Origin of the sequence: Komagataeibacter xylinus (genome assembly GCF_004302915.1) — a bacterium.
GTDB lineage: Bacteria > Pseudomonadota > Alphaproteobacteria > Acetobacterales > Acetobacteraceae > Komagataeibacter > Komagataeibacter xylinus_C.
The window spans coordinates 62899-88113 of sequence record NZ_QQBI01000004.1 but is presented as its reverse complement, the minus strand read 5'-3'; the positions used below and the strand labels follow the sequence as shown (position 1 = coordinate 88113).

At 63.7% G+C, this 25215-nt stretch carries 23 protein-coding genes and 1 tRNA gene; 9 read left to right on the top strand and 15 right to left on the bottom strand.

What is annotated here, in order from left to right:
* Positions 1-25: 25 nt before the first annotated feature.
* Positions 26-1267, bottom strand: a complete 1242-nt coding sequence (locus DV027_RS04205; RefSeq protein ID WP_130730673.1) for an LL-diaminopimelate aminotransferase — start codon at positions 1265-1267, stop codon at positions 26-28.
* 88 nt (positions 1268-1355) lie between these two features.
* Positions 1356-2378: an OmpA family protein gene (locus DV027_RS04200; protein WP_130730672.1), complete on the bottom strand. Its 1023-nt coding sequence runs from the start codon at positions 2376-2378 to the stop codon at positions 1356-1358.
* A 211-nt stretch (positions 2379-2589) separates the two neighbouring features.
* Here DV027_RS04200 and DV027_RS04195 point away from each other — a divergent pair, with 211 nt between their 5' ends.
* Both DV027_RS04195 and DV027_RS04190 read left to right on the top strand, forming a co-directional pair.
* Entirely contained in the window at positions 2590-3264 is a 675-nt protein-coding gene (locus DV027_RS04195; protein ID WP_130730752.1) for an ATP-dependent Clp protease proteolytic subunit, read from the top strand.
* Positions 3265-3477: 213 nt separating this feature from the next.
* On the top strand, positions 3478-4482 hold the full coding sequence (locus DV027_RS04190) for a ferritin-like domain-containing protein (RefSeq protein WP_130730671.1): 1005 nt from the start codon (positions 3478-3480) through the stop codon (positions 4480-4482).
* 49 nt (positions 4483-4531) lie between these two features.
* Here the strand turns inward: DV027_RS04190 and DV027_RS04185 are convergent, their stop codons facing one another.
* Complete coding sequence (locus DV027_RS04185) at positions 4532-5053, bottom strand: hypothetical protein (protein ID WP_130730670.1); 522 nt, start codon at positions 5051-5053, stop codon at positions 4532-4534.
* 246 nt (positions 5054-5299) lie between these two features.
* Between DV027_RS04185 and DV027_RS04180 the strand changes: the two genes are divergently transcribed.
* From DV027_RS04180 to DV027_RS04150, 7 genes are all read left to right on the top strand, one after another.
* Positions 5300-5668, top strand: coding sequence for a hypothetical protein (locus tag DV027_RS04180; RefSeq protein WP_130730669.1), 369 nt, complete (start codon positions 5300-5302; stop codon positions 5666-5668).
* Positions 5669-5729: 61 nt separating this feature from the next.
* Positions 5730-6281 (top strand): cytochrome b, encoded by a 552-nt coding sequence (locus DV027_RS04175; RefSeq protein ID WP_130730668.1) that lies wholly within the window; start codon positions 5730-5732, stop codon positions 6279-6281.
* Positions 6282-6679: 398 nt separating this feature from the next.
* On the top strand, positions 6680-8755 hold the full coding sequence (locus DV027_RS04170) for a putative bifunctional diguanylate cyclase/phosphodiesterase (RefSeq protein WP_242621717.1): 2076 nt from the start codon (positions 6680-6682) through the stop codon (positions 8753-8755).
* A 38-nt stretch (positions 8756-8793) separates the two neighbouring features.
* On the top strand, positions 8794-11052 hold the full coding sequence (locus DV027_RS04165) for a sensor domain-containing protein (RefSeq protein WP_130730666.1): 2259 nt from the start codon (positions 8794-8796) through the stop codon (positions 11050-11052).
* A gap of 74 nt (positions 11053-11126) precedes the next feature.
* Positions 11127-13349, top strand: a complete 2223-nt coding sequence (locus DV027_RS04160) for a sensor domain-containing protein (RefSeq protein WP_130730665.1) — start codon at positions 11127-11129, stop codon at positions 13347-13349.
* Between the two features lie 173 nt (positions 13350-13522).
* Positions 13523-14863 (top strand): dihydroorotase, encoded by a 1341-nt coding sequence (locus DV027_RS04155; protein WP_130730664.1) that lies wholly within the window; start codon positions 13523-13525, stop codon positions 14861-14863.
* Positions 14864-15029: 166 nt separating this feature from the next.
* Positions 15030-15788, top strand: a complete 759-nt coding sequence (locus DV027_RS04150) for a hypothetical protein (RefSeq protein ID WP_165399101.1) — start codon at positions 15030-15032, stop codon at positions 15786-15788.
* Between the two features lie 94 nt (positions 15789-15882).
* On the opposite strand, the gene DV027_RS04145 is transcribed toward DV027_RS04150, so the two are convergent.
* From DV027_RS04145 to DV027_RS04090, 12 genes are all read right to left on the bottom strand, one after another.
* Positions 15883-15958: transfer RNA gene (locus DV027_RS04145), tRNA-Phe, on the bottom strand.
* A 59-nt stretch (positions 15959-16017) separates the two neighbouring features.
* Positions 16018-16230 carry a DNA gyrase inhibitor YacG gene (locus DV027_RS04140; RefSeq protein WP_130730662.1) on the bottom strand — a complete coding sequence of 71 codons (213 nt, stop codon included), beginning with the start codon at positions 16228-16230 and terminating at the stop codon, positions 16018-16020.
* Positions 16227-17345, bottom strand: coding sequence for a ribonuclease E/G (locus DV027_RS04135; protein ID WP_207303409.1), 1119 nt, complete (start codon positions 17343-17345; stop codon positions 16227-16229). The genes DV027_RS04140 and DV027_RS04135 overlap by 4 nt, the downstream gene beginning before the upstream one ends.
* Entirely contained in the window at positions 17342-17971 is a 630-nt protein-coding gene (locus DV027_RS04130; RefSeq protein ID WP_130730660.1) for a Maf family protein, read from the bottom strand. The genes DV027_RS04135 and DV027_RS04130 overlap by 4 nt, the downstream gene beginning before the upstream one ends.
* Before the next feature lie 16 nt (positions 17972-17987).
* On the bottom strand, positions 17988-18206 hold the full coding sequence (gene infA, locus DV027_RS04125) for a translation initiation factor IF-1 (protein WP_010508114.1): 219 nt from the start codon (positions 18204-18206) through the stop codon (positions 17988-17990).
* 97 nt (positions 18207-18303) lie between these two features.
* The gene (gene hisD / locus DV027_RS04120; protein ID WP_130730659.1) at positions 18304-19608 is read right to left on the bottom strand and encodes a histidinol dehydrogenase; all 1305 of its coding nucleotides are present in this window, start codon (positions 19606-19608) and stop codon (positions 18304-18306) included.
* Positions 19605-20312, bottom strand: a complete 708-nt coding sequence (gene hisG / locus DV027_RS04115; protein WP_207303408.1) for an ATP phosphoribosyltransferase — start codon at positions 20310-20312, stop codon at positions 19605-19607. Before hisG ends, hisD begins: the two co-directional genes overlap by 4 nt.
* 119 nt (positions 20313-20431) lie before the next feature.
* Positions 20432-21694 (bottom strand): UDP-N-acetylglucosamine 1-carboxyvinyltransferase, encoded by a 1263-nt coding sequence (gene murA / locus DV027_RS04110; RefSeq protein WP_130730658.1) that lies wholly within the window; start codon positions 21692-21694, stop codon positions 20432-20434.
* A 17-nt stretch (positions 21695-21711) separates the two neighbouring features.
* Positions 21712-22266 (bottom strand): dCTP deaminase, encoded by a 555-nt coding sequence (gene dcd / locus DV027_RS04105; RefSeq protein ID WP_061273403.1) that lies wholly within the window; start codon positions 22264-22266, stop codon positions 21712-21714.
* 94 nt (positions 22267-22360) lie between these two features.
* The gene (locus DV027_RS04100) at positions 22361-22540 is read right to left on the bottom strand and encodes a hypothetical protein (RefSeq protein ID WP_130730657.1); all 180 of its coding nucleotides are present in this window, start codon (positions 22538-22540) and stop codon (positions 22361-22363) included.
* Positions 22541-22600: 60 nt separating this feature from the next.
* A complete protein-coding gene (locus DV027_RS04095; RefSeq protein ID WP_130730656.1) occupies positions 22601-23749 on the bottom strand; it encodes an aromatic ring-hydroxylating oxygenase subunit alpha in 1149 nt (382 codons plus the stop codon).
* Between the two features lie 232 nt (positions 23750-23981).
* On the bottom strand, positions 23982-25211 hold the full coding sequence (locus DV027_RS04090; RefSeq protein WP_130730655.1) for a glycosyltransferase family 4 protein: 1230 nt from the start codon (positions 25209-25211) through the stop codon (positions 23982-23984).
* Positions 25212-25215: the final 4 nt, after the last annotated feature.

Below are 25215 nucleotides of genomic sequence, written 5' to 3'. Positions count from 1 at the left end.
TGTTTTCCGTCAAGCGAAGGGTCAGTCATGAATGGGCGGGCTGTTCATCTGGCAGGGGGGCGGCCTGCTGGCTGGTGGGGGCAAGGCCGCCATGTTCCGTCATGAAATGGCGGATGGAGCGGCAGGCCTGCCGCAGGCGCTGGGTGTTTTCCACCAGGCCGATGCGCACGAAGCCTTCGCCATGCTCGCCAAAGCCAAGGCCCGGCGCCACGGCAACGCCTGCCTCCCTGAGCAGCAGCTTGGAGAAGCCGACGCTGCCGAGTTCGCGGAACCGCTCGGGAATCGGCGCCCAGGCGAACATCGAGCCCTCGGGCGAGGGTACGTCCCACCCTGCCGCGTGCAGGCCCTGGATCAGCACGTCGCGGCGCTTGCGGTAGATGTCGCGGATTTCGGCAACACAGTCCTGCGGGCCGCTCAGGGCCGCCACCGCCGCCACCTGGATGGGGGTGAACGCGCCGTAGTCAAGGTAGGACTTGATGCGCGTCAGCGCCGAGATCAGCTTGGGGTTGCCCGCGGCAAAGCCCATGCGCCAGCCCGCCATGGAATAGGTCTTGGACAGCGAGGTGAACTCGACCGCGATATCCTTCGCTCCCGGCACTTCAAGGATCGAGGGGGGCACGTTGTCGCCAAAATAGATCTCGGCATAGGCCAGGTCGGAAAGGATCCAGATCTCGTGCTTGCGGGCGAATGCCACGAGCTTGCGGTAGAAATCGAGATCAGCCAGGTACGCGGTCGGATTTGACGGAAAATTGACGATCAGCGCCGTGGGCTTGGGCACCGAATGGCGCACCGCGCGGTCGAGGGCCTCGAGCATTTCATCATCCGGCGTGGCCGGAATCGAGCGCACGGAGGCGCCCGCGATGATGAAGCCGAACTGGTGGATGGGGTAGGACGGGTTGGGCACCAGGATGGTGTCGCCCGGGCTGGTAATGGCGGAGGCGAGGTTGGCCAGCCCTTCCTTTGAGCCAAGGGTTGCGATCACCTCGGTCTCGGGGTCGAGCTTCACGTTGAAGCGGCGCTCGTAATACCCCGCCAGCGCCCGGCGCAGGCCGGGAATGCCCCGGCTGACCGAATAGCGGTGCGCGCGCGGGTCCGACACGGTTTCGACCAGCTTCTGCACGATATGCGGCGGCGTGGGCGTGTCGGGATTGCCCATGCCGAGATCGATAATATCCTCCCCCCGCGCTCGGGCGGCGGCCTTGGCCTTGTTGACTTCAGCGAAGACATAGGGCGGCAGGCGGCGGATACGATGGAATTCTTCGGTCATGGGACGCTCTGTTACGGGCACGCGCGAAGGCGCGCCGGGTTGCGAATCAGCTCATGCAGGCCCGCGTGCCGGGCCTGCGGATGGTACTCTAGCGCAGCACGGCAATTCTTGCACCATTGCCAAAGGCATGGGCGCGCACCACGATGTGGCTGGCAGGCACGCCACGCGCCACGAGCATGGTGGTGATGGTGCGGGTGCGCAGGATGGCCAGGTTGAGGGCGGCGGTCTGCCCTTCCGCCGTGGCGCTGGTGGCGTTGCCGTAGCCGTTCACGATTACGAAATTGCCGCCGCGTTCCTTCACGGCGTTGTCCACCACCTCATCCTCGCCATCGGCAATGTGATCCGATCCGGGGAGGAAGTGCACCGTTGGCCCGTCATCGGCGCTGGCAAGGTGGTAGCTTGGCAGGTCCAGCCCGTCACGCGCCGCGTTGTCAGGCAGGCTGATGCCGCCAACCTGGGGCAGGGCGGGCGCTTCCTGGGCTATGGGGGGCAGGTTGGCGGGAATGGCCTCGGGGTGTTCGCTCACCATTGTCGAGACCTCGGGCATGAGCAGCTGGCCGTTGCTGCCATAAAGCGGGCGGCCGTCCGGGCCGGTCTGGGGGGTGGTGCTGTCCGGTGCCTCGGTGGCCGTAGGCGTGGTGCCAGTACCAGTGCCGCTGGCGGCAGGCGTGTCGGGGCTGTCCGCCGCCTTGAGCGAGGCGGACTGCGTGCCGAACTGCGTGCGCGAGGGAATGGGCGGAATATCCGCTATGCTGGGCATGGTGCCCATGATCGCGTCCTGGCGCTCGTTGAGCTCGTGCTGGGCCTCGAGGTCGGCGGTAATGTCCTCGCGCAGGTCGGGTGAGGGGAGTTCAGGCGCCTTGCGCGGGCCAAGCCCGATTTTGGGGTAGGGCTGGTGGGTGCCCGGCGGCGGGGGGCGCTGGTGGCTGATCACGCCACCCTGGTACTGGTGGTACCACTGCGCCACGGTATCGACCGTGTCCTGGTGGTGCACGCAGCCCGCGAGCGCCGCCGCGCACAGGGCCACGATGGCGGGCCGTGCGGCACGCGCGCTGCATGATGGCGGAAAAAAAAATCTTCCGGGACTTGGCGATGGTACCCGCTTTCCCAATCTCTAGCTCCCATGGCCCTTGTGGCCTGCACACGACATGACCGGGGCAAACTAGCCTGCTATGCCGCTCTTAGCGAGAGGGGTTGCGTCACTTGCGTCATGATGCAGGCGCCCTCTCCACCCGATTGCAAGGTCGGGACTTGGCACCGGGCGCAAGGCAGCGCAGGATAAGGGCATGACCAGGACAGTCCCGGAGAAGAGGGAGAACCCGATGAACGGCATGCAGCCGAACTACCGCATCCGCATGGATGATGAAGACCCGAGAGATCCCGATATCCCCGAACCCCAGGGCCCGGAAACCGAGGAGCCCGACAAGAACCGCACGCTGTCCTCGCCCATTGGCGAGCTTGAAAGCCGCCTGTTCGACCAGCGCAAGGTGCTGGTGTTCGGCCCGATCAACGACAAGATCGCCCGTGACGTGACCGGCCGCCTGCTCGCCCTTGCCGGTGCATCCGACAAGCCGATCGATGTGTACGTCAACTCGCCCGGCGGCCATGTGGAGAGCGGCGACACCATTCACGACATGATCCGCTTTGTCGATTCGATGGCGCCGGTGAACATGATCGGCACCGGCTGGGTCGCCTCCGCTGGCGCGCTCATCTTTGCCGCCGGCAACAAGGAACGGCGCTACTGCCTGCCCAACACGCGCTTCCTGCTGCACCAGCCCATGGGCGGCGTGCGCGGGCCTGCAACCGATATCGACATCGAGGCCCGCGAGATCGTCAAGATGCGCGCGCGGCTCAACCACCTGTTCGCCCGCGAGACCGGCCAGCCTTACGAGAAGGTGTGCAAGGACACCGATCGCAACTACTGGATGTCCGCTGACGAAGCGATTGCCTATGGCCTGGTGACGCGCGTGATCGACAAGATCTCGGACCTGCATTGATCTAGGGCAAGGCAAGGTTTCGGGCTCGCCCATAATGCTGGCGTTCCGTTCCGCAGGAGAGGGTAAAAACCTCTTCTGCGGATTTCAGATAACAGTTCTGCACTTTGCATGGACTTATGATATGGGAACCGGCAACGAGGGTGTCAGGCAGTTTGAATGAACGCCTCATCGGCCGGCGTATTCACGCGACACCGTTCCGAACAGCGAGCCGACATGACGAAATCACTTTCCGACATTTATACATCCCTGCCTGAAGCCCGCGACCCGGGTGCCGCCACGCCGGATGCCGTGGCGAAGGCCGATTTCAACGCCCGGCACTGGTCCAGCCCGGTTGCCGGCCCGCTCAAGCCGGGCTCGGCCGCGCACAAGAAGGCCGTGGCGGACATGTTCCGCGAGACCTTCAATCCCTACAAGCCATCCGTCATCGAGTGGCCCGAACTCGATGCCGAGACGCTGCAGCGCGTCACCTCCCTGCCGATCTGGGACATCGCGGTCCAGACCGAAGGCAAGGCCCGCCTGCGCATGGCAGCCTACGCCCGCCTGATCGATGACCCGGACATGAAGGACGCCCTGTCACGCAATGCGTGGGAGGAGAACCGGCACAAGGAAGTGCTGTCCAAGATGGTGGCGGCCTACAACATTCCGCTCGCATCCGAGCCGCCCTACATCGAGCCGCGCGATGTGGAATGGGCCTATATGGTCACCGGGTTTTCGGAATGCGTGGACAGCTTCTTCGCGTTTGGCCTGTTTGCCATTGCCCAGAAATCCGCCTTTTTCCCACCTGCACTGATCGATACGTTCGAGCCGGTGATGCAGGAGGAATGCCGCCACATCCTTTTGTTCGCCAACTGGCTGGCCTGGCACCGCGCCACCATGCCGTGGTGGAAGCGCCCGTGGTTCGAGGCGCGCGTGATCGGCGTATGGTTCTTCCTGCTCTATGAACGGCTGGGCATGGTCACCACCTTTGATGCCGATGGCAACAAGCACGAGCAGGACAACAACTTTACCGTCAACGGCACCAAGGAAGTGGCCGATGTCGATGTGAAGCTGCGCGACATGATCGACATCTGCCTGATCGAGAACGAGCGCCGCTTCTCGGGCTATGACCCGCGCCTTGTGCGGCCGAAGCTTGCGCCCAATCTTGCGCGCATGATTCGCTTCTTCCTGCCGCGCACGCCCAATTCGGCCAGCCTTGAAAGCCAGCCCGGCGCGGCATGACCCGCGCTTGTGGTTTTCCCCGCCCGCAGCAGGCGGGCGGGGAAGGGGGTCAGCCCAACGTGGGCGCGACGGGGCCTGCCCCGAAATCAAGCTGCCCCAGATAGGCCACGCGCTCGCCGGGCACGATATCGCCAATCCGGCCGCCTTCGATGCGCGCATAGGCGAAGACCTTGCTTTCCTCCTCATCCGACGAGCCAATGGCGAGGCCGGTGAAAGGCTTGCCCTGCGCATCCTTGAGCTGCCACACATCGCCGCGCACCACGGCATCGTATTTGTAGCGGAAGCCGGGCACGATTTTCGTCAGGAGCAGCGGCATGGCGGCAGTGACGTCAATGGCCGTCCGCACGAAGGCGGTGCAGGCATCATCTGGCGCAAAGTAGCCGCGGGCATCCGCCGTCATCAGGATCAGGCCCGGCGTTGCGCCATCGGGGCCGACAAGGCGGCTGCGAATGACGATCTTCTGGTCATCGCGCGAAACTTCCGAGGCGAGCATGACGGTGCCAGGCGGCGCGGCCAGCAGGTCAGGCACCACGATGAGGTCTGACAGGGGAAGGGTGGCGAGTCTGGTCATTTTCATTCTCCATCGCGGCAGTTGCCAGGGGATGACGGGGAAGGACTGTGCGCCCCGTTACGTTTCATGACAACCATGCAGCCCTGCGGTTGTTACATGCTACATGGTACGCGCATGCCCCATGCGTGGCACGAATGTTCCGCCGTTCATGCATGCGTGATAAACATTGGTAATATGGGGTCATTGCCCCAATTTGAAAGAGGGCCATGGAAACAGCTCCATGCTCCATAAAGGGAGGGTAACCACATGGCAGGTCATATCACGAAGGGGCTGGCGGTTGCGGCGTTTGGCATGTTGCTGGCCTGCGCACCGGCAGGTGCGGCCCATGCGCGTAGCCACCCGGCAGGTGCCGCTTCAGGCGGGGGCGACTATGCGGCAGGCCAGGATGATGGTGCGGGGGCGGACATGCCGCCTGCCTATAGCGCGCCCGAGACCGGCACCGGCGGTGGCGTGCCGCAGTTCCGCAACGATAATGCGGAATCCGACCAGATGAGCGGCGCGATGATGATGCCCGGCTCCGCATCCGGCAGTGCCGCGCCCGGCATGACCGATGGCAGCTACACCAACATGAACATTGGTGGCGAGGACAGCGCGATTCTGCCAGGCGTCAACTGACGGCGGGCCGGGGTGTAAACCACGGCCTTACTTATAGGTAATTTTGATTAGAGACCGCCGGATGACAGCATCTTCTCTTCCCTCGTCGCCTGCGCATTACAGCTGGGAGACACGGTGGCTGCACTGGCTGACCGCCGTGCTGGTGCTCGAGCAGTTCATTGTGGGGCAGGTCGGCTGGCATCTCATGGCCCGCACGGCGGCATGGCGGCCTTTTCTGGTCGCGACTCATACCTCGCTTGGCGTGGTGCTGGCCACGGTGTTCATCATCCGCGTGGTATGGGCCCTGACCGGCGGCCGGGCCATTCGTTTCCCCATCGTGACAATGCAGGATCGCGTGGCGCGCAGCGTGCATCGCCTGCTCTATATGCTGCTCGGTGGCGAGATCGTGTTTGGCTACATGGCGCGCTGGTCAACCGGGCGGCCCGTCATGGCGTTTGGCGTGCCGATCAACTCCCCCCTGCCCATGCTTATGCGTGGAACGCATTCCTTTTTTTCAGGATTACATCACTGGAATGCATGGTTACTGTTTTGCGTGGCGCTCTTTCATGGCTTTGCAGGGTTTTACCACCTGTTCGTTTATCGTGACCGAATTTTTCAGCGGATGTTACCCTGACGGACATGGGCAAGGATGTTTGTCCTGATGATGTCCGGTAATGGTAGAGATTGTCTCTCTGCAAATAAAAAAATAGGAATATAAGCCTACATTTTCTTATTCTGGAATTCGTCTGTTACGATTTTAAAATATGAAATATCTTTAACTGTCAGGGCTGTGGATGCTCCAAGGTATTCATTAAATTTCCTTAGGATAATTTTTTGTTGCATTATCAATGAATGTTTACTAATATCTGATTAATCTCAGCAAATATAAAAACAAATGGCTGATTTCCCGTTGGATGCCCTTATTGCAAGCGGTTGATGCCAGAAGGTTTCCACAATGCTCCGTGTGGAGCCAGGTGTTTGTTGGAACCTGTTTTCGTAAACGCATGGTATCGGCGCTCAAAAATGGAAGTCATGAGCAATCATATCTATGAACTGAGGGTGTATGATCCCTTCCTGCTCGCTGGTGCGCTGATCGTTTGCGTAACAGGCGCGTGGATTACAATGCGGCTGGTAACGCGGGTGGCGCAGACCCACGGCCGCCAGCGGCTGGGCTGGTACTGCCTTTCCAGCATGGCCGGGGCGAGTTTCGTGTGGTGCACGCATTTTGCCGCCATGCTGGCCTATCACTGCAATGCCCAGGTGCATCTGGACCCGCTGCGCACGGGGCTTTCGCTGCTGGTCGTGCTGGGCGCCATGCCGCTTGCCATGATGCTGGCCGTGCGCCTGTATGGGCGCGGTGGCTGCATGCTGGGTGGTGTCGTGCTCGGGCTGGGCATCGCTGGCATGCACTATATCGGCATGGCCGCCTACCGGCTCGAAGCACCCGTGGCGTGGAGCGGCCTGCTTGTGGCGGTGTCGATCGCAATCGGCATTGCCCTGTCCGCCACCGCCCTGCTGCTGGCGTTGCGGCCGGTCAATCCGCGCCGCGAGGTCGAGACGACGCTGGCTCTGGTGGGCGCGGTTGCCGGGCTGCATTTTACCGGCATGGAGGCCATGCATGTGGTGGCCATGCCGCAGCACATGCTGGCCGCGCATGATAACGGGCAGTTCCTGGTGCTGGGGCTCTCGGTTATCGGGGGCACGATGCTCATGCTCATTGCCGGTATCGCCTCGTTCGTCATTGATGGCAGCGTGCGGCAGGAATCCTATGAGGAACTGCATCGCATGGCCATGTCGGACGGGCTGACCGGCCTGCCCAACCGCATCAGCTTCAACGAGCGGCTGCAAAACGAGGTCAGCCGGGCCAACCGCGATGGCGAGCAGTTTGCCGTCATTGGCATCGACCTGAACAAGTTCAAGGAAATCAACGATACCCGTGGCCATGCCGCAGGCGATATCGTGCTGACCACGCTGGCCGAGCGCTTCAGTGCCCTGCTTGCGGATGGCGAGTTCGTGGCCCGCCTTGGCGGTGACGAGTTCATTGCCATCCACCGCACGTCCGACAGCGCCGAGTTGCACGGTTTTGTCGAGCGGATCCAGCAGGCGCTCAACCAGCCGATCCCCATCGAGGATTACGTGGTGACCAGTGGCGGCAGCATTGGCGTTGCGGTCTACCCCGTGGATGCGAGCGACAGCGAGACCCTGATCTCGCGCGCGGACATGGCCATGTATCGCGCCAAGACCGACCCGCACCACACCATCTGGTATTATGAAAGCACGCTCGACCAGAACATGCGCGAACGCCGTGCGCTGGGCGAGGACCTGAAGACCGCCATGGCCAACGGGGCGCTTTCGCTGTTCTACCAGGTGCAGACCGTGGTGGCCACGGGCGAGATCTCGGGTTACGAGGCGCTGCTGCGCTGGGAGCACCCCGAGCGTGGCGCCATAGCCCCCCGCGAGATCCTGCAGCTTGCCGATGAGAGCGGCCTGATCATCAAGCTCGGCGAATGGGTGTTGCAGACAGCCTGCAAGGCCGCGGCAGGGTGGGATGAAAACATCCGCATCGCGGTCAACATGTCCGCCGCCCAGTTCCTCCAGCCGCGCTTTGTCGTGGCCGTGCAGGAAAACCTTGCCCGTAGCGGGCTGGCGCCTGACCGCCTTGTCATCGAGATCACGGAAGAAACCGTGCAGCGCAATCCCGACCGTGCGCTGGCCATGGCCAACAGCCTGCAGGCCCTTGGGGTGCGCCTCGCCCTTGATGAGTTTGGGGGCGCCCAGTCGGTGCTGCACATGCTGCGTGTGTTCCCCTTCACCAAGCTCAAGATCGATCGTTCGCTCATGCAGCAGGTCGATACCGACCCGGTCGCGGCGCAGCTTGTGCGCTCCATCCTGCTCATGGGCCACGCGCTGCGCATATCGGTTCTGGCACAGGGAATCGAAACCACAGGCCAGTTCAGCATCGCCTCCGCCGAAGGGTGTGACGAAGGCCAGGGCTACCTGATCGGCCACCCCGCGCAGTCGGCCCAGGCAGCAGCCATGACAGGGGCGGGGGCTCCCGCCCGTTCCATACGCGCCGTCTCTTCTCCCGTAGCCAGTCCCTGTATCTGAGAGGCGCGAATTTTCTCATGAAACAGCAAGAGCATGTAATGAACCCTCACGATGCCCCCGCAATGACGTCTGCCCAGACCCCGAAGCACGAACTTGACATGAATGCTGATGTCAGCCTCCAGCTGCTCGAGCAGGCGACCGATGGCGTGGTCATCATCAACGAACGCAACGAGGTGGTCTTTTTCAATCCGGCGGCCGAGAAACTCTGGGGCTATTCCGAGGACGAGGTGCTGGGCCGCAACGTGAGCTGCCTCGTACCTTCGGTCTATCGTGGCGATCATGACAGCTACATTTACAAGAACCGCAAGACGGGCGTGAACCGCATTGTCGGCACCTCGCGCGAGGTGACGTTCGAGAACAAGGCGGGTGACTACATCTCGGGCGAGATGTCGATCTCGACCGCGCTGCTCGGGCCGGAAAAGAAGCGCTATTACATGGCCTTCATGAAAGGCGTGACCGAGGAGAGCCACCGCCGCAAGCTGCTTGACCTGCAGAATACGGTGTTCCAGGCCATCTCCAACGACATGCTGGTCGAAGACGTGGCCGATCTGGTGTGCCGCGAGGTGGAAAGCTTCGTGCCCAACACGGTCTCGGTCATCATCCTGCTTGATGAGAACAACCGCCTGAGCATCCTGTCCGGTCCCGGCCTGCCGCGCCGTTATGCCGCGGCACTCGAGAACATGTCCTTGACCGAAGGCGACCTTGCGGCGCTGGGCAATGACCTGTCGGAAGCCAACAGCATCGTGTGGGACAGCTACCGCTCGCTCGGCATCTCGCTGGGGCTGCACAACTGCTGGGCCTCGGCCATCAAATCGCGCAACGGGCGCATTTCGGGCATTTTCGCGCTGTATTCGCGCAACCAGTACAAGCTGAGCGACTGGCCGCAGAAGATCGTGTCGGGCTGCGTGCCCTTCTGTAGCGTGGTGATCGAGAACTATGAGGCGCAGCAGCATATCGCCCAGCTCGCCAACCATGATTCGCTGACCGGCTTCCATAACCGCACCGCCATCCACACGGTCATCAAGTCGATGATCGACCGCCCGGGTGACAACGAATTCGCGGTGTTCATGATCGATATCGACCGTTTCCGCGATATCAACGACACGCTTGGCCACATGAATGGCGATGCCTTCCTCAAGGCGGTGGCCCAGCGGCTCAAGGAGCTGTCGCGCAGCAATTACATCCTCAGCCGATCGGGCGGGGACGAGTTCGTCATCGTCATGCCCGACAGTGATGAAGCCAAGGCCGTGGCCTTTGCCGAAACGCTGATCAAGGCCATGCAGGAACCCATCGAGATCGCGGGGAACCTGCTCGTCGTCTCCCTTGGCATCGGCATCAGCCTGTTTCCCGAGAACGGGCCGGATAGCGAATCCCTGCTTGGCCATGCCGAGATTGCCATGCGCCGGTGCAAGAAGGAGGCGCGCGGCGGCTACTGCGTGTCCAGCACGGCTGATAACCGCGCCGCCCAGGACCGGCTGCTGCTGGGCTCGGCGCTGCGGGACTCACTGGCCAAGGGCATGCTCAACCTGCATTACCAGCCGCAGGTCGATATCAAGACCGGCAAGCTGTATGGCGTGGAAGCGCTCTCGCGGTGGAAGCATCCGACGCTGGGCAACATCTACCCCTCGCGCTTCATCGCGGTGGCGGAGGATACCGGGCAGATCGAGACGATCGGCACCTGGTCGCTCGAAGAGGCGACAAAACAGATCATCGACTGGGAGCGCGCCGGGCTTTACGTGCCGACCGTTTCGGTCAACCTGTCGGCTGCCCATTTCCGCAATCGCGGGCTGCCCGCGCTGATCGAGCGCATCCTCAAGGAGCGCCAGATCTCGCCGGACCGCCTGTGCGTGGAAATTACGGAAAGCGTGATGATGGACGAGAACGAGGATACGATGGAAGGCCTCGCCGCCATCCGTAACCTTGGCGTTGGCCTGTCGATGGATGATTTCGGCACCGGGTATTCGTCGCTCTCGCGGCTGACGCGCCTGCCGCTGACCGAGATCAAGATCGATCGCAGCTTCATCATGAACCTTGATCATGACCCCAACGCCCAGGCCGTGACCACGGCGGTGATCGGCATCGGCAACCGCCTGGGCATGACCGTCGTGACCGAGGGCGTCGAGACCGAGGCCCAGCTCAAGCTGCTGCAGGACCTGAACTGCGATGTGGTGCAGGGCTATCTGTTCGCACGGCCGATGCCGCCGGCGGAACTGCTTGAATGGTCGCAGGGGCCAGCCAAGACCCTTGCGCTCGAACTGATCGCCTCTGAAGAGTCCGAAAGCAAAACGAAGAAATAGGCTCGCCACAATTTCTGGCTTGTTCGCTGTCTCCATGCCTGGTTGGAAACAGGCCTGCTTAACCTTGGATCCCTATGAAAACGCAGAATCCCACCCCTTCGCCAGCTGTTGTGGCCATTCCTGAGATCAGTTTTGAACTGTTGCATCAGGCGCAAGATGGCATGGTCATCATCGATGACCATAACATGATCCTCTATGCCAACCCGGCAGCCGAGACGTTATGGGGCTATGACCCGGGCCAGCTCACGGGGCGACCCGTGGGGGAGCTCATGGCCGCATCGGTGGAGAATGGGGCGGCACCCTTTGACATCAATGCCTCGATCCAGGCGATTGAGCCGGTGTCGAGGGAGGTCACGTTCGAGAACCGCAGCGGCGACTACATCTCCGCCGAGGTCAGCCTGACCGCGGCGCGCGTGGGGGCCGACGGGCGCCGCTACCGCCTGATGATGGTGCGCGGCATTACCGGCGCGGGCCATCGCAGCCGGGTGGTGGAGCTGCAGAATACGGTGTTCCGCTCGCTGTCGAGCGAGATCCAGATCCAGGACGTGGCCGACATGGTCTGCCGCGAGGTCGAGACGCTGGTGCCCAATACGGTTGCCGTGCTGATCCTGCTCGACGAGCAGAGCCGCCTGCGCATCCTCTCGGGCCCGGGCATGCCGCGCCGCTTTGCCGCGGCCCTGGAAGACATGCGCCTGACCGAGGCCGATATTGCCGCCCTCGCCAATGACCTGAACGAGGCGACGACCATCGTGTGGGACAGCTACCGCTCGGTTGGCATCTCGCTGGGGCTGCACCATTGCTGGGCTTCGGCCATCCGCACGCGCAACGGGCGCATTACCGGCATCTTCGCGCTGTATTCGCGCTCCGAGCGCAACCGGGGCGGCTGGCCCGCGCAGATCGTGAACAGCTGCGTGCCGTTCTGTGGCGTGCTGATCGAGCAGCATGAGGCGCGCCAGCACATCTCGCAGCTGTCGAACTACGATCCGCTGACCGGCTTCCTCAACCGTACGGCGGTGCACAAGGTCATCCGCTCGCTGATCGGCCAGCCGGGTGACAATCATTTCGCGCTGTACATGATCGATATCGACCGCTTCCGCGATATCAACGATGCGCTGGGCCATATCAATGGCGATGGCTTCCTGAAATCCGTTTCCGAGCGGCTCAAGGGTGCTTCGCGCAGCAATTACGTGCTCAGCCGTTCCGGTCCGAACGAGTTCCTGATCATCGTGCCCAACACGCGCCAGGAAGATGCGCTCAAATTTGCCGATATCCTGCATGGCTGCGTCAAGCAGCCCATCGAGATCGGCGGCAACATGATCGTGCCGACGCTGGGCATCGGCATCAGCCTGTTCCCCGAGAACGGGCCGGATGGTGAATCCTTGCTCAGCTATGCCGAGCAGGCCATGCGGCAGGCCAAGCGCTCGGGGCTGGGCATGACCCACCTTGCCCGCTCGGAAGACAACAAGGCCGCGCAGGACCGGCTGCTGCTGGGCTCGGCGCTGCGTGAATCGCTGGCGCAGGGCCTGCTCAACCTGCAGTACCAGCCGCAGGTCGACGTGCGCAACAACACGCTGTATGGCGTGGAGGCGCTGTCGCGGTGGAACCACCCCACGCTGGGCAACATCTACCCCTCGCGCTTCATTGCCGTGGCGGAGGAAACCGGGCAGATCGAGGCCATCGGCACTTGGTCGCTCGAGCGCGCCGTGCGGCAGATACTGGAATGGGATGCCCACGGCATTTACGTGCCCACGGTGGCGGTCAACCTTTCCGCCGGTCATTTCCGCAACCGCAACCTGCCCGGCTTCATTGCCCGCTTGCTCAGTGACAGCAAGCTCGAGCCCCATCGCCTGACGGTCGAGATTACCGAGAGTGTGATGATGACTGAAAACGAGGACACGAACATGGTCCTCCAGTCCATCCGTAACCTTGGCGTGGCGCTGTCGATGGATGATTTCGGCACGGGGTATTCGTCGCTTTCAAGGCTGACGCGCCTGCCGCTGACCGAGATCAAGATCGACCGCAGCTTCATCATGAACCTTGAGCACGATGCCAACGCCCAGGCCGTGACCACGGCGGTGATTGGCATTGGCGGCCGTCTTGGCATGACGGTGGTGACCGAAGGCGTGGAAACCGTGCGCCAGCTTGACCTGCTGTGCCAGCTTGGGTGCGATGTGGTGCAGGGCTATCTGTTCGCCCGCCCCATGACGCCGGAAAAGCTGGAGGAATGGCTGCGTGATGACCGTCTCTCCGCCGTGCTGAAGGAAGCCAAGGAAAACCGCGCCGCCATCAACGAATAAGGCACCCGCCTGCATCGGCATTCATGACCCGCACCCCGGCCCGCAAGGACCGGGGTGTCTTTGTATGGGCGGTTTGCATGACGCCGGACGCATGCCATACAAACACGATCAGCAACCCCTGCGCCCGCCTGCCGCATGCCGCCGGTTGCGGGTTCTGGCCACAGGATAATTCCATGACCCTACCCATTTTTGATCTCTGTCTGAAAAATGGCAGCGTTGTCCTGCCTGACGCCACGGTCGTGACCGATGTTTACGTGCGTGACGGGCGGATTGCCCGCATTGGCGGCCAGGGTGACGCGGGCCGGGTCATTGACTGCACGGGTCTGACCGTGCTGCCGGGCGTGATCGACACGCAGGTCCATTTTCGCGAGCCGGGGCTGACGGCTGCGGAAGACCTTGCCACCGGCAGCCTTGCCGCCGTGATGGGGGGCGTGACTGCCGTGTTTGAAATGCCCAACACCAAGCCGCCCACCGACTGCCCCGAGGCGGTGGTGGCCAAGCTCGAGCACGCGCGCGGGCGCATGTGGTGCGACCATGCCTTTTACGTCGGGGCCACGACCGATAACGCCGATCGCTGCGCCGAGCTGGAAATGCTGCCGGGCACGGCGGGGATCAAGATTTTCATGGGGTCTTCCACCGGCAGCCTGCTGGTGTCCGATGATGCGGTGCTTGAGCGGGTGCTGCGCTCGGGCCGCCGCCGCGTCGCGATTCATGCCGAGGACGAGACCCGCCTGCATGAGCGCCTGAACGAGCGCAAGGCGGGCGACCCGTCGAGCCACCCGGTCTGGCGTGATGAGGAAACGGCCCTGCGCGCCACGCAGCGTATCGTGCAGCTGGCGCGGCGCACGGGGCGGCGCATCCATGTGCTGCATGTGACCACGCCGGCCGAACTCGAGTTCCTGTCCGGCCACAAGGACATTGCCAGTTGCGAGGTAACGCCCCAGCACCTGACGCTGGCAGGCGAGGACGCCTATGCCCGGCTGGGCACGCTGGCGCAGATGAACCCGCCCATCCGTGGCCAGAAATATCGCGACGGGCTGTGGTACTGGATGGGCCAGGGCGTGCCCGACATCATCGGCTCCGATCATGCGCCCCATCCGCTCGCGGCCAAGCAGCGCGCGTATCCCGATACCCCATCAGGCATGCCGGGCGTGCAGACCCTGCTGCCGCTCATGCTCAACCATGTGGCACAGGGCCGGCTGTCGCTGCGCCGTCTGGTGGACATGACATCGGCTGGCCCGCAGCGCCTGTTCGGGCTGGTGCGCAAGGGGCGCATCGCGGTGGGGTACGACGCGGATTTCTCGGTGGTCGATCTTGGCGCGCGCTGGACGGTGCAGCAGGAATGGCTGGCCTCCAAATGTGGCTGGTCGCCGTTTGTGGGCGATGAACTGACCGGTCGCCCCATGGGCACCATCATCCGCGGCAACGTGGTCATGTGGGAAAACCAGATCGCGCCTACCGCGCAGGGTGAGCCGCTATTGTTTGAAGCCACGGACCGCCCGCTCACGGCCTGAGGGCAAAGACTTTTTCCGCCTCTGGCTTCCGCCTGAGGCGGGCAGGGGCATGGCTGTTTCCATACCGGGAAGGGATGCCTTTTATGCAGGGTAGCCCTTTCATATTATCAAATCGAAAATGCCATCGTTACAGCATGCTCGAGCCTGTAGGGGAAACCGGCATTTTATGACCGGCATCTTGAACAGGAATGGATTTTTTATGACCCGACATGCGCCATCAGTGGCCGAACTTCCCGCTTCCATCCGGAAACATACGTTTGATGGCCCTGGGGATATCGGTTCGCCTACCCATCGTTCGTTATGGTTATGTGGCATTGAATATGGGGAAGCACCTGTTCCCGCAGGCTATGAACTCCCTGAGGGAGAGTATCCCGTAGAAGTACAATGGGACCGGTGGACCTATAACAGGAATGCCTTCAAACTGATTTCCGTCATTGAAGGCCAGAATATAGAAACTGCTTATGACTATGCAAAAAAGCAGAAGATATTTGAAAGCAGAACGACGGGTTACTTCCAGACCAATCTTTTCCCTTTTGAATGCCGAACTCTGGAGACATGGTCCACGGATGCACAGTTGCGTAGCGGGTTTCGGGATAAAGAGGATTATATACGCGCTATCAGGGAAGTATGCTTTGCCCGGATGCATGAGGCTGTCGTGCAGCGACGGCCCCGCCTGTTCCTCGGTGTTGGCGTAACGCATGTCCAGGATTTCATGCAGGTGGTATTCGGCGGGGAGGTCGCGCTTGAACGCAGGGAATTCCAGGTAAACGGTCATGGCAAGGTGATCTACCTTCGCCCCGGTCCAATCCCATTTGCTGTTGTCTCCCACCTTTCTGCGCCCAGTGGCCTCAATAGTAATGAAGCCTTGAGCCGGGCGGGTCATATGATCCGTGAAATGATGGAGGCTTCCGCATCGGGACAATGATGCCTGTGCGACAGATCGTGCCCAGCCGGAAGGACTGGCTGGGCCGAGTGGCACAATCATGCAAGTTTTATCAGATAGGTTTTTGCTGATAAAATGGTGCCCAAGACCGGGATCGAACCAGTGACACTGCGATTTTCAGTCGCATGCTCTACCAACTGAGCTACTTGGGCACCGGGCCGTTGGTCCGGCTAGGTCATGGGGCTGGGCCGTCATGACGTTGGACAAGCGTTTACTCCACCTCATCATCGGGATCAACCCGTCTTGTGTATTTTTCATCCATTTCGGAAGGAATTTCAGTCGAGGGCACGCGATACTGTCCCGAGAACCAGCGGCCAAGGTCCACATCCGCGCAACGCCGCGAGCAGAACGGCCGGTAGCGCGGGCTGGCAGGCTGGCCACAGATGGGGCAGGGGGCGGCTTTGGGCGGCGGCTGCGCGGTCATGGTTCAAATCTCCAGCCATGGGCGGGCAGGGCCGGGTCGGCAACGGGGTGGAGCACGCGACCGGTCAGGCGCATGAAGTCCTCCACCCAGCCCGGATGGTCCTGCATCATCTGCACTATGCCACGACCGCAGGCCAGCCGCACGGGCTGCCCGTTGGGCGGCATGCCGCGATAGGCCTGCATCTGCCCGCGCAGGGCATGCAGCATGCGGCCCTCGCGTGAATGAAACAGCTCATGTAGCGGCGGGTGCACGCGCGGGCGCACGATCTCGGCCAGGCCCAGCGCCGTAAAGCCCATAAAGCGCGGGCGCAGCGGGTCATCGCGCAGCACGGTCTCGATCGTATCGCCCAGCGCGCGGCGCTTGCGGATGGCAAGCCCCGCCACGTCAACCACAATCGCCCCCGACAGGTTGCGCAGCCGCAACTGGCGCATCAGGTCGGGCAGGGCATCGCGGTTGGCGGCAAACTGAGCGGTCTGCTTGGGGCGGCGGTCCATGCTGGTGGCAGCCCCGCCATCCATGTCGATCGCAACCAGGGCCGGGGTGGGCGTAATGCTGGCCGACATGCCGCCGGGCAGGGACACGGTGGCCTCCTCCAGCGCATCGGCCTGGGCGCGCAGGTCGCTGTCAAAGGCGGAACTGGCGCGGGACAGGCGCGGGTGCAGGCTGGCAGGCAGAAGCGTGGCAATGGCCGCGTCATCAATGACGATGGGCGCCTCAGGGTAGCGCGCGGCCAGCCGTTCCAGCGGGGTGAGGCCGCGCCGCAGCAGCCGGGGGTCGGCGCCGCCGGGCAGGTCGGGGGGCAGGTTGCGCGCGCCAAGCCGCACGCCCTTGCCGCCCTGTGCGCTGCGGGTGACGGTGACAAGCACCGTCTGTCCCTGGGTCAGTGGACCCAGCCCTTCCGAATCGGGCAGAAAGCCCGCCTGGTCCTGCCCCGGCAGGGTCACGAACGTGCCGCCGAGTGCCGGCGCATGCGCGCTGACGCGGGCACGGTAGATATCGCCTACCCCATCGGGCATGTCTGGCCGCCACAGGGCGAATTCCTGCATCAGGCCATCAAGGGTTACGGCAATGCGGATTTCACCGGGGCTGCTGCTTGCGCAGATGCGCGCGCTCACGAAAGCCAGCTTCCCTTCTGCCCGCGCAGCAGCTGGGCCGTCTCGAACAGGGGCAGGCCCACAATGCCGGTGTAGCTACCTGACATGAAGCGCACGAACGCCGCCGCATGGCCCTGTATGGCGTAGCCGCCCGCCTTGCCCTGCCAGTCGCCTGCGGCAATGAGCGCATCGATCTGTGCAGGGGTCAGGCGCGAGAACGTGACCGTGCTGGCAACAATGCGGTTGCTTGCGCGCCCTTGCGCCCATGCAGGCGTAGGGCGCAGGGCAATGGCGGTAAAGACGGTATGGCGCCGGCCCGAAAGCTGCTCGAGGCAGGCGCGCGCCGTCTGTTCATCTTCCGCCTTGGGCAGGATGCGGCGGCCAAGGGCCACGACCGTATCGGCTGCCAGTATGAGTGCGGGGCCTTCGACCTGGCCTGCCACATGCGCCGCCTTTTCAGCGGCGAGGCGCTCGGCATAGGGGCGGGGCAGTTCATCACGGCCGGGCGTTTCATCGATATTGGCAGGAAGGACCTGACCGGGCACAAGCCCGATCTGGCGCAGCAGGTCAAGCCTGCGGGGTGAAGCCGAGGCAAGGACAAGCCGCACCTCCGCCTCCGCGCCAGCGGGCGCGGTGGTTCCGGTCATGACCGACAAGGGCGGCTTACTTGAAGCGGAAGGTGATGCGACCCTTTGTCAGGTCATAAGGCGTCATTTCCACATTCACGCGGTCACCGGCGAGCACGCGGATGCGGTTCTTGCGCATCTTGCCGCTGGTATGCGCGAGGATGGTGTGCTCGTTGTCCAGTGTAACGCGGAACATGGCATTGGGCAGCAGTTCGGTAACCGTGCCGCTGAATTCGATCATGTCTTCTTTAGACATCGTGTCCTTCAATCATCAAAAGTGCCGTCCTGCCGCGGACCCGCGGCGCAGTACGGTTGGTTTATGTGGGGAGACTCGCCGCCGGGGTCAAGCTCCGTTATCGTGCGCCGTCCAGCTTTGCCAGCCGTACCGCTACACTCAGGGCATGGGCATCAAGCCCTTCGGCCTCGGCAAGGCTGACGGCGGCAGGCCCGATTTCACGCAGCGACTCGGCCTGTGCTTCGATGAACGTGGTGCGCTTGATGAAGTCGAACACCGAAAGCCCCGATGAGAACCGCGCCGTGCGGCTGGTGGGCAGCACATGGTTCGGCCCGCCCACGTAATCGCCGATCGCCTCGGGGCAGTAGCGCCCCACGAAGATCGCGCCCGCATGCCGCACGCGGTCAAACACCGGCTGCGGGTTGTCGATCATGAGTTCCAGATGCTCCGGCGCGATCTCGTTTACAAGGTCAGCCGCTTCATCAAGGTCGCGCACGGTAATGATCGCGCCATGCGCATCCCAGCTGGCGCGGGCGATTGCCGCGCGCGGCAGGGTTTCCAGCTCGGTCGCCACCGCCTGCGCCACCTTGTCCGCCATGCCGGCATCGGGCGTGATCAGGATGGACTGGGCCATGGGGTCGTGCTCGGCCTGGGCCAGCAGGTCAAGGGCGATGGCGCGGGGGTCGTTGTTGCCATCGGCAATCACCACCACTTCCGACGGGCCCGCAATGCTGTCGATGCCCACCGTGCCGAACACCTGCCGCTTGGCTTCGGCCACATAGGCGTTGCCCGGCCCCACCACGCGGTCAACCGGGGCGATGGTGGCGGTGCCGTAGGCCATCGCCCCCACGGCCTGCGCCCCGCCCACGCGGTAGATCTCGGTCACGCCCGCGCGGCGGGCGGCGGCGAGCACGAGCGGGTTGAGCATGCCATCGGGCGTGGGCACGCACATGGCAATGCGCCCGACCCCCGCCACATGGGCGGGGATGGCGTTCATCAGCACGGAGGAAGGATAGGCCGCCTTGCCGCCGGGCACGTACAGCCCCACCGAGTCCAGCGCCGTCCAGCGCATGCCCAGTGTCACGCCCGCAGCATCGACATATTTCATGTCGGTGGGCATTTGCGCCTTGTGGAAGGATTCGATGCGGGTGGCGGCGACTTCCAGCGCCTCGAGCAGGGCGGGGCTGACATCGGCGCAGGCGGCCGCGACCTCTTCGGGCGTGATGCGCAGGGTGGCGGGGGTGACACTGGTGCGGTCGAAGCGGTTGGTGAATTCGCACAGCGCCTCATCCCCGCGCTTGCGCACGGCGGCGAGGATCTCGGTCACGGGGCCATCGACGCGGGCGGTATCGCTGTCACGCTCGGCCAGCAGGCGTTTGAATTCGGCGCGGAAATCCGCCTGGGTGCTTGTAAGGCGCTTCATGCCTCGTGCTCCTTGGCCAGCGCCGTGCGGAAACGGTTGATGATCGCGCTGATGCGCTCGGGCTGGGTTTTCAGCGCCGTGCGGTTGACGATCAGGCGGCTGGTGATGTGGGCGATGGTCTGGGTTTCCTCCAGCCCGTTGGCGCGCAGCGTGGAGCCGGTGTCAACCAGATCGACAATCAGGTGCGACAGATCCAGCACCGGGGCCAGTTCCATTGCGCCATGCAGGTGCACGATGGCGGCATTGATGCCGCGCGCCGCGAAATGCCGCCGCGTGAGCGAGGGATACTTGGTGGCTACCCGCACCTGCGAGAGGCGGTTGGGGTTGTCTTCTTGCCTGCTGCGGTCCTTCGGCTGGGCGATGGAAATGCGGCAGCCGCCAATGCCCAGGTCAAGCGGGGCATAGATTTCGGGGTAGTCGAACTCCATCAGCACATCGGCGCCGCAGATGCCGATCTGCGCTCCGCCAAAGGCCACGAAGGTCGCGACATCGAACGAGCGCACGCGCACCACGTCAATGCCGGGGTCATTGGTTTCAAAACGCAGGAGGCGGCTTTTGTCGTCACTGAAGTCCGGGCCGGGCACGATGCCCGCCATATGCAGAAGCGGCGCCGCGGCTTTGAGGATACGGCCCTTGGGCAGGGCGAGTACCAGCGGGCTATCCGTTTCCGGAATGGCGTTCTGGGCCGGTGACAGGACGGTCAATGCATTCTCCGCGCGTGAAGGCAGGCCGGCCGTGCATGGCACGGGCGGCCCTGAGTGACATGCGCGCATACCACATTCAGCCATCATGCAGGAAGCGCCCTTTTGTCAGGGCAGGGGCCTCAGCCTGAAACGCGCTCGATATGCGCGCCAACCTGCGCAAGCTTGCGCTCGACCGCCTCATAGCCACGGTCAAGGTGATAGACCCGGCTCAGGATCGTCTCGCCATGGGCGGCAAGCCCGGCCAGGATGAGCGAGAACGAGGCCCGCAGGTCGGTTGCCATGACCGGCGCGCCCGAGAGCGAATGCACGCCGCGGATGATGGCCGACGAGCCATGCACGTTGATGCGCGCGCCCATGCGGTTGAGCTCGGGCACATGCATGAAGCGGTTCTCGAAGATGGTCTCGGTCACCATCGACGCCCCTTCCGCCACCGAGAGCAGCGCCATGAACTGCGCCTGCATGTCGGTGGGAAAGCCGGGATAGGGCTCGGTCATGATATCGACCCCGCGTAGCGCCCCGGTGCGCTGCACGCGCACGGCCCCGTCCTCCTGCACCATTTCCACGCCGGCTTCCTCCAACGCGCGCACCACGGCGCCGAGATGCTCGACCTGGCCGCCCACAAGGCGCAGCTCGCCCCCGGTAATGGCGGCCGCACAGGCATAGGTGCCGCATTCGATGCGGTCGGGCATGACGCGGTAGCGCGCACCATGCAGCCCGTCCACCCCGTCAATCACCAGCTTGCCGGTGCCAGTGCCGGTAATGCGGGCACCCATGGCGTTGAGGCAGCCGACCAGATCGCCAATCTCGGGCTCGCGGGCCGCGTTGATGATCTCGGTGCGGCCCTTGGCAAGCGAGGCTGCCATGAGCAGGTTCTCGGTCGCCCCCACCGAGGCAAACGGCAGGATGACCCGCTCGCCCTTCAGCCCGTTCGGGGCCTCGGCATGGATGTAGCCGTTCTCGAGCGTGATCTTCGCGCCCAGCGTTTCCAGCGCCTTGAGGTGCAGGTCAACGGGGCGGGTGCCGATGGCGCAGCCGCCGGGCAGCGACACGCGGGCCTCGCCACAGCGCGCCAGCAGCGGGCCGAGCACCAGGATCGAGGCGCGCATCATGGAGACGATGTCGTACGGCGCTTCCGTATTGGTGATCTCGCCGCCGACCGAAAGCGTGCCGCCATCGCCGCTCACGTCTTCCACGTTCAGGCCATGCTGCTCGAGCAGGCGGCGCATGGTGCGGATATCGGCAATGCGGGGCACGTTTTCCAGCACCAGCTTCTCGGGCGTGAGCAGCCCCGCCACCAGCAGCTTGAGGGCGGAGTTCTTGGCCCCGCCAATAACGATGTCGCCACGCAGCGGGTGGCCGCCGTGGATGATGAAACGGTCCATAGGCTTGCGGTTCCTGCTTACATGCGCGGTGGGGCGACGCCGACCTGCCCCATGTATTTGCCCTTGCGGTCGGCGTAGCTGACCTCGCACGGGCTGGCCCCCTGAAAGAACAGGAACTGGCAGATGCCCTCATTGGCATAGATGCGCGCGGGCAGCGGCGTGGTGTTGCTGATCTCGATCGTGACCTGCCCTTCCCATTCCGGCTCCAGCGGGGTCACGTTGACGATGATGCCGCAGCGCGCATAGGTGGACTTGCCCAGGCACACCACCAGCGTATCGCGTGGTATGCGGAAATATTCGACCGTATGCGCCAGCACGAAGCTGTGGGGCGGAATGGTGCAGCAGTCGCCATGGCGGGTGACGAAGCTGTTCTCGGCAAAGTTCTTGGGGTCGACCACCGCGTTGTCCACGTCGGTGAAAATCTTGAATTCATTGGCGATGCGGGCATCGTAGCCATAGGAGGACAGGCCGAAGGAAATCACGCCCTCACGGCTCTGTTTTTCCACGAAAGGCTCGATCATGCCGTGTTCCGTGGCCATGCGGCGAATCCACGTATCAGGCATTATGGGCATGGTGTCCGTTCCTCAGGCATGGATTGCGCGCAGGGCGTGCCCTGCAGCTTGCGCGACCACTAACGAAGTGATCGGCCAACCGCAACCGGCAAAATCACGCTTCGTTGCCGGATGTGTCCTGCGGCGCGGCCGCGGGCGGCGTGGTGCGCGCACGGCTCTGCTGCTTGCGCCGCCGCAGGTTGGCGCGCAGGGCTTCGGCCTCGCGCTCGAGGCGGGCAAGGCGGGCGGCTTCCGCCCGGTCGGTCAGGCGGGGGGTGTCGGGCCGGTCGGTCATGGCGGTGTTTCGTTCAGGAGCAGGGCCATCCGCCCCGGCACAGGGCGGATGGCGGGGCACTCAGGCCGTGGTTTCGGGTTCGGCGGCGCAGGCGGCAGGCGGGGCCACTGGCGCGACTTCACCGGGCTGCGTGGCATCCTGCGGGATGCCGCAGCGCGTGAGCAGCTCGCGCAGCGCCTTGACCACGGGGAAGATCTCGACATTGCGGTCGTAGCCAACCTCGTTCCAGGCCGCCTGCTCCAGTTCCACAATTTCCTTGTCTTCAAGGAAGATGCGGTTGGTGAACCAGCCCAGCGCGGGCCAGATCAGGTCGATCAGCAGCGGGGTCTGTGGGCGCAGGATGGACAGCAGCCCGAAGGACTGCGTAATGCGCTCGTCCTTGTCCACCGGCACGTAGGCCGTCCACAGGTCCATGATCAGGTCACCGTCCTTGTCGGTGATGCGCAGGGTCTGGTACGGGTATTCGGTGCGGATGGTCACCACTTCCTCAACGGGCTGTTCGCGGCCGTTGAGGTCCTTGTGCTTGCCAAAGATCAGGCGCTCGGCCAGGGGCTGCTGGCCTGCGCAGCGCATGAAGCTGTAGCGGGCCTCGATGAAGTCCTCGCCCTTGTCCTGGCCAAGGAAACGCGCCTTGATCTGGCCCATCTGGCGGCGGTGCAGGAACTGATGGTTCATGTCCATCAGGTTCTCGTGCATGAAGGTGTAGTGGCAGTTCACGCGCGGGCTGAAATGCTTGGTCTTGTATTTGGGGTTGTCGGTCTGCGCGAGCTTGGGGAAAGGCGTGCTCTCGGCCTTGGCCGCATCGCCGGGAAAGACGAAGATCAGCCCGCCCGCCTCGCGCACGGGGAAGGTGCGCACGCCGTTGGGCATCTTGCCCTTGCCCAGATAGGGCACGTCGATGCAGCGGCCCGAGCGGCCAAACGCCCAGCCATGATAGCAGCAGCGTACGGTCTGGCCATTGACGGTGCCCTTGCTCAGCGGCACCTGGCGGTGGGGGCAGCGGTCGAACAGCGCGAAGACGGTGCCTTCCTCGGGGCGGACGAGCACCATGGGAATGCCCGCGAAGCTTACGGCCAGCGTCTTGTTTTTGCGCAGGTCGGCCGACCACGCCACCGGATACCAGAAATCCGGGTTGGAATTGACCCGCCGCAGGTCGTGCTGGCCGGGCGTGGCGGCGGTGTCTGTCTGGACGGGGGAAATCTGGTTCATGTGGTGCAGTCCCGAAGTGTTCACGTTAAACGGCGGTCAGCGGGCATCCCCGTCCGCCAGGAATCAGAATGTGCCATGGGTGAAGAATTTCAGCCGGGTTGTCGACCGTAAAACAGCCCCTTGCATATGGCCCATGCTCCGGGCTGGATGCTCGGCCACCGTTTTCGGGTGGCCATGAGGCAGATCAAGGCATTGTTGCACCGTATATGACATAATTACGGCGCAGTGCCCCTCAGCCCGCCTGGGGCAGGGCTTCCTCATCCCATTCCGCGCCGCCCATGGTGGCGTGATAGAATGTGTCCGCAAGCCGGGTGTGCAGGAGTTCATCATAAACGCACAGGGTCGCGTACTGCATGGCCTGGGTGGAATAATGCAGCAGCACGTTTTCGCGTGCACACACGGCCAGCTCCGCGCGTTCGTCTGCCGACAGCCCGGCCACGTGGCGGATGCACGCGGCCAGCGCCTGCGTGTCATCGGGGGGGAAGGCAAAGCCGGTCACGCCATTCTCCACCGTTTCCAGCGCCGCGCCATGGGCGGCCACGATCACGGGGCGGCCCATGGCCTGGGCCTCCACCACCACGCGGCCAAACGGCTCGGGCCTGCGTGAGGGCACCACGATCATGTCGGCCAGCATCATGGCGGCGGGCATGTCGGCGCAGTGGCCGGCAAAGCGCAGATGGGCTGCAATGCCGCTGCGCTCGGCCTGGGCCACGAGCGCGCGGCCTTCCTTCGCGTTGGCCTCGCCTACGAAAATGCACACCCAGTCGCGGCTGAAGCCTTCCGTGCGGGTGAGGTGGGCCAGCGCCTCGATCAGCACGGCATGGCCTTTCCACGCGGTCACGCGCGCGGGCAGCATGATGACCGTGGCCCCATCGGGGATCTGCCATAGCCCCAGCAGCTTCTGCACGCGGTTGCCGCGCACGTTATGCGGGTCGAAACGCAGCATGTCAGCCCCGCGCGGGATCAGGCGCAGGCGGTCGTCGCCCACCTTGTATTCATCGCGCAGGCGGGTGGCGATGTACTGGCTGATGGCAATGACCCGCGCGCCCGAGGCCAGCACGCTGTTATAGCGTTTCTTGCCCGGCAGGTTGGCCGCATGCACCCCATGCCACGTGGTGACCAGCGGCACGCCCGCCCGGCGGCATGCAAGCGAGGCCGCCCAGGCAGGCGCGCGCGAGCGGGCATGCACCAGGTTGACGCCATGCTCGGCCATGACATGGCGCAGCCTGCTGGCATTGCGCATGATGGAGAAGGGGTTCTTGGCCCCGAGTTCGAGTGCGATGGGGGTTGCGCCGATATATTTCAGGCGTGGCACAAGGCGCCCGCCCGCACTGGCCACCAGCGCCGTGCCGCCAGCCTGTACGATGGCCTGCGCCATTTCGAGCGTGCCATGTTCTATCCCGCCGGATTCGAGCGCAGGCAGCACCTGCAGGATGACGGGTCGGTCAGTAACAATTTGCATCACA

Coding starts and splice junctions, on each gene's coding strand:
- DV027_RS04205 (WP_130730673.1), bottom strand. CDS start 1,267: ATGACCGAAGAATTCCATCGTATCCGCCGCCTGCCGCCCTATGTCTTC.
- DV027_RS04195 (WP_130730752.1), top strand. CDS start 2,590: ATGAACGGCATGCAGCCGAACTACCGCATCCGCATGGATGATGAAGAC.
- DV027_RS04190 (WP_130730671.1), top strand. CDS start 3,478: ATGACGAAATCACTTTCCGACATTTATACATCCCTGCCTGAAGCCCGC.
- DV027_RS04185 (WP_130730670.1), bottom strand. CDS start 5,053: ATGACCAGACTCGCCACCCTTCCCCTGTCAGACCTCATCGTGGTGCCT.
- DV027_RS04180 (WP_130730669.1), top strand. CDS start 5,300: ATGGCAGGTCATATCACGAAGGGGCTGGCGGTTGCGGCGTTTGGCATG.
- DV027_RS04175 (WP_130730668.1), top strand. CDS start 5,730: ATGACAGCATCTTCTCTTCCCTCGTCGCCTGCGCATTACAGCTGGGAG.
- DV027_RS04170 (WP_242621717.1), top strand. CDS start 6,680: ATGAGCAATCATATCTATGAACTGAGGGTGTATGATCCCTTCCTGCTC.
- DV027_RS04165 (WP_130730666.1), top strand. CDS start 8,794: ATGAACCCTCACGATGCCCCCGCAATGACGTCTGCCCAGACCCCGAAG.
- DV027_RS04160 (WP_130730665.1), top strand. CDS start 11,127: ATGAAAACGCAGAATCCCACCCCTTCGCCAGCTGTTGTGGCCATTCCT.
- DV027_RS04155 (WP_130730664.1), top strand. CDS start 13,523: ATGACCCTACCCATTTTTGATCTCTGTCTGAAAAATGGCAGCGTTGTC.
- DV027_RS04150 (WP_165399101.1), top strand. CDS start 15,030: ATGACCGGCATCTTGAACAGGAATGGATTTTTTATGACCCGACATGCG.
- DV027_RS04140 (WP_130730662.1), bottom strand. CDS start 16,230: ATGACCGCGCAGCCGCCGCCCAAAGCCGCCCCCTGCCCCATCTGTGGC.
- DV027_RS04130 (WP_130730660.1), bottom strand. CDS start 17,971: ATGACCGGAACCACCGCGCCCGCTGGCGCGGAGGCGGAGGTGCGGCTT.
- infA (WP_010508114.1), bottom strand. CDS start 18,206: ATGTCTAAAGAAGACATGATCGAATTCAGCGGCACGGTTACCGAACTG.
- hisD (WP_130730659.1), bottom strand. CDS start 19,608: ATGAAGCGCCTTACAAGCACCCAGGCGGATTTCCGCGCCGAATTCAAA.
- murA (WP_130730658.1), bottom strand. CDS start 21,694: ATGGACCGTTTCATCATCCACGGCGGCCACCCGCTGCGTGGCGACATC.
- dcd (WP_061273403.1), bottom strand. CDS start 22,266: ATGCCCATAATGCCTGATACGTGGATTCGCCGCATGGCCACGGAACAC.
- DV027_RS04100 (WP_130730657.1), bottom strand. CDS start 22,540: ATGACCGACCGGCCCGACACCCCCCGCCTGACCGACCGGGCGGAAGCC.
- DV027_RS04095 (WP_130730656.1), bottom strand. CDS start 23,749: ATGAACCAGATTTCCCCCGTCCAGACAGACACCGCCGCCACGCCCGGC.
- DV027_RS04090 (WP_130730655.1), bottom strand. CDS start 25,211: ATGCAAATTGTTACTGACCGACCCGTCATCCTGCAGGTGCTGCCTGCG.